Genomic DNA, 3,090 nt, shown 5'->3' with positions numbered 1-3,090 from the left:
AAATGCAATTGAAGACTTGCCAAAAGTACAAGAATTGGAAAAAACACTTTCAGAAAATTCAATTGAAATTATCAAAATTGAGAATGAACTTAACGCACAGGAAGAAAAACCAAAAGGAAAAGATAAAATGACAAACTTTATTGAATCACAAAACGCTGTAACAGAATTTTTTGATGTATTGAAAAAGAACTCTGGAAAATCAGAAATTAAAAACGCTTGGAGCGCAAAACTTGCTGAAAATGGTGTAACTATCACAGATAAAACTTTTGAGCTTCCACGTAAATTGGTTGATTCAATCAACACAGTTTTGTTAAATACTAACCCAGTGTTCAAAGTATTCCGTGTTACAAATGTCGGCGCTTTGCTCGTATCACGCTCATTTGATTCAGCTAATGAAGCAAATCTCCACAAAGACGGACAACAAAAAGTAGAACAGGCTGCAGCTCTCACTATTGATACTCTTGAACCTGTAATGGTTTATAAATTGCAATCACTTGCTGAACGTGTTAAACGACTTCAAATGTCATATTCTGAACTTTACAACTTGATTGTAGCGGAACTTACACAAGCTATTGTTAATAAAATTGTTGACCTTGCGCTTATTGAGGGTGACGGAACAAACGGTTTTAAATCAATTGAAAAAGAAGCAGACGTCAAAAAAATCAAAAAGATTACTACAAAAGCCAAATCAGCTGGCAAAACTCCATTTGCTGACGCTATTGAAGAAGCGGTTGACTTTGTTCGCCCTACTGCTGGACGTCGTTATTTGATTGTTAAAGCAGAAGACCGTAAAGCCTTGTTAGATGAGTTACGTCAAGCAACTGCAAATGCTCACGTTCGTATTAAAAATGATGACGCTGAAATTGCCTCTGAAGTTGGAGTAGATGAAATTATTGTCTATACAGGTTCAAAAGCACTCAAACCTACTGTATTGGTAGACCAAAAGTATCACATTGACATGCAAGACCTTACAAAAGTTGATGCCTTTGAATGGAAAACTAACAGCAACATGATTTTGGTAGAAACACTAACAAGCGGTCATGTTGAAACTTATAACGCTGGTGCAGTAATTACAGTAGCATAAGAATAAAATGGAGGAAGTAAATGATAGATTATATTAAGGTCTATTGTGGTATTCCGATTTTAGTAACAGCTTATGATAGTAAACTTATCTTATTCCGTTCAATAGCTATTAAATTGCTAGAAAAAAATGGTATTAAAGCTGACGAAACAAGCGTATTAGTTAAAGACTTTATTTCTTGTTATTGTCGGCTTAATATTGTTGATGAACCAGCAGAACAATGGCGAAATGCTGAAATGAAACGTTTGGCTTCTTTGCAAGAGTTAATGTATTATGGAGGTATTTAATGATATTCTCACAAGTTACATTACAGGTAGAAACGACTGTTAAGAAGAAGAACGGTGCAGAAGCTAATGTTATAAAGCCTATCGTTTTACCAGCAGTTAAACAGAGAATTAGTCAGACAAGGCTTGATGAGTTTTCTATGATTGGGCTAGGTAAAAACGTAAGATACGAGCTTAACGGAATCGGAGAAATGGAAGACTTGATTTTCAACTATTTCTTGGACGAAAAAGGCGAAACTTTCAAGCGTACAACATGGGAAAGAAACCCTAAGAATAACAAGATGATTTTAGAGGGGGTAGTAAGCAATGGAATTTGATTCTTATATAGATTGGTACAACAATTTGCTTACAATGCCTCTAAATGACGTTATTTTAGGTGTTAAGGACACGATAGAAGACAAGACGGTATATTTATCACTTAGTGACTCAAAGGTCATTAAAATGGATAATACGAGCTTTGTCATGGGTTACTATTATCAAGTTGTTTTATCTGTTAAAGATGTTGACGATGAACTTGTAGAACTAGTCGGAAATGTTTTACAAAACGGTTGGAATATGACGAACTGGTCAGAGAATAGCCATTTGTACAATTATACTGGTACTGTTTATTTGCCTTGTGGTGCAGGTGGTCAAGCATGGCAATGAATTTACTTAATACAGCAAGCATAGCTAAAGAAATGCAAACTAAAGTAACAGAACGCATGGGCGACTGGTTTGAAGCAGAATTTAAAGCTAAAGCGAATAGTGCAAGCCGAAGAACTAGATTAATTAGAAGTCATGGTCACACCTATACTTATGCTAGATACCAAAATACTGGTCAATTATCAAGTAACTTAAAACAAGTTAAAAAAGGCGATAAAATAGTTATTGACGCAGGTACTAGAGCTAATTATACTAGCGGTTATCATGGTATGTACTTTTTAAGAAATAAAAAAGGTATGCAAGACGTTAAAACAACATTGAAAAAAGGCGCTATTTATGCTAATTCAATGAAATTATAAAAGTAGAAAGTGGTTTAATTACATTTGATTGAAATTAACAATAATGGTATTTTTTAATGAGTTTAGATAATTTTAAAAATAGAGCGATTGTATGGGATACGGTCAATAAAGGCTTCCCACAACCAATTCAAATAATGCAAGGCGACGTCAACGCTAGAACATTGTCAATTAAAATACTTGATAATGGAGGCGAAATTGATTTGACTGGCCATTCATTAAAACTTACATATCAATATACTAATAGCAGTAATTCAGGTTTTGTTATGATTCCTCCTGAAAACTTAACTAAGGGAGAGTTTATTTTAGTAATTCCTACCGAAATGACAGAAACTGGAGTTATTGAAGCGAACTTAATACTTCTCAATGAAGATAAAGAGCAGGTTATCGTCAGCAAGAACCTTACGTTTATATCAGATAATTCTACGGTTACAGATTTAGCTCAAGAAGTAAATAATAAGATTGATGATTTTACAAAATTATTATTGGAAAATATGCCACAAGTAATGCGTAGTGAGTTGAATGACTTACATGCTCAAACTGAATCAAACAAGAGCAATATTGAGCTTAAAGCCAATCAAACAGACTTGAACAACTTACAAGCTGATGTCAGCAGGCAAGGGATTGCAATTTCAACAAAAGCTGAACAATCAGATTTATTAATCACAAATCAAAATGTAACAACTGCTCAAGAAACAGCAAAACAAGCTGAACGTGAAGCCAAAAA

At 34.2% G+C, this 3,090-nt stretch carries 6 protein-coding genes; all 6 read left to right on the top strand.

The window, feature by feature from the left end:
• The coding region (locus EII29_RS11090) for a phage major capsid protein (RefSeq protein ID WP_125237573.1) at positions 1-1,084 on the top strand (1,084 nt) is incomplete at its 5' end.
• Between the two features lie 20 nt (positions 1,085-1,104).
• Positions 1,105-1,368 (top strand): hypothetical protein, encoded by a 264-nt coding sequence (locus EII29_RS11085; protein WP_002820020.1) that lies wholly within the window; start codon positions 1,105-1,107, stop codon positions 1,366-1,368.
• Positions 1,368-1,682 (top strand): hypothetical protein, encoded by a 315-nt coding sequence (locus EII29_RS11080; protein ID WP_036853150.1) that lies wholly within the window; start codon positions 1,368-1,370, stop codon positions 1,680-1,682. The genes EII29_RS11085 and EII29_RS11080 overlap by 1 nt, the downstream gene beginning before the upstream one ends.
• Positions 1,672-2,010, top strand: a complete 339-nt coding sequence (locus EII29_RS12930; RefSeq protein WP_036853151.1) for a hypothetical protein — start codon at positions 1,672-1,674, stop codon at positions 2,008-2,010. Before EII29_RS11080 ends, EII29_RS12930 begins: the two co-directional genes overlap by 11 nt.
• Positions 2,001-2,366, top strand: a complete 366-nt coding sequence (locus EII29_RS11070; protein WP_036853152.1) for a hypothetical protein — start codon at positions 2,001-2,003, stop codon at positions 2,364-2,366. The genes EII29_RS12930 and EII29_RS11070 overlap by 10 nt, the downstream gene beginning before the upstream one ends.
• Positions 2,367-2,422: 56 nt before the next feature.
• The coding region (locus EII29_RS11065; protein ID WP_125237572.1) for a BppU family phage baseplate upper protein at positions 2,423-3,090 on the top strand (668 nt) is incomplete at its 3' end.

The organism is Leptotrichia sp. OH3620_COT-345, from assembly GCF_003932895.1.
Taxonomy (GTDB): Bacteria; Fusobacteriota; Fusobacteriia; order Fusobacteriales; family Leptotrichiaceae; genus Pseudoleptotrichia.
The sequence above is the reverse complement of the archived record's forward strand: the minus strand, read 5'-3'. Positions and strand labels throughout refer to the sequence as shown.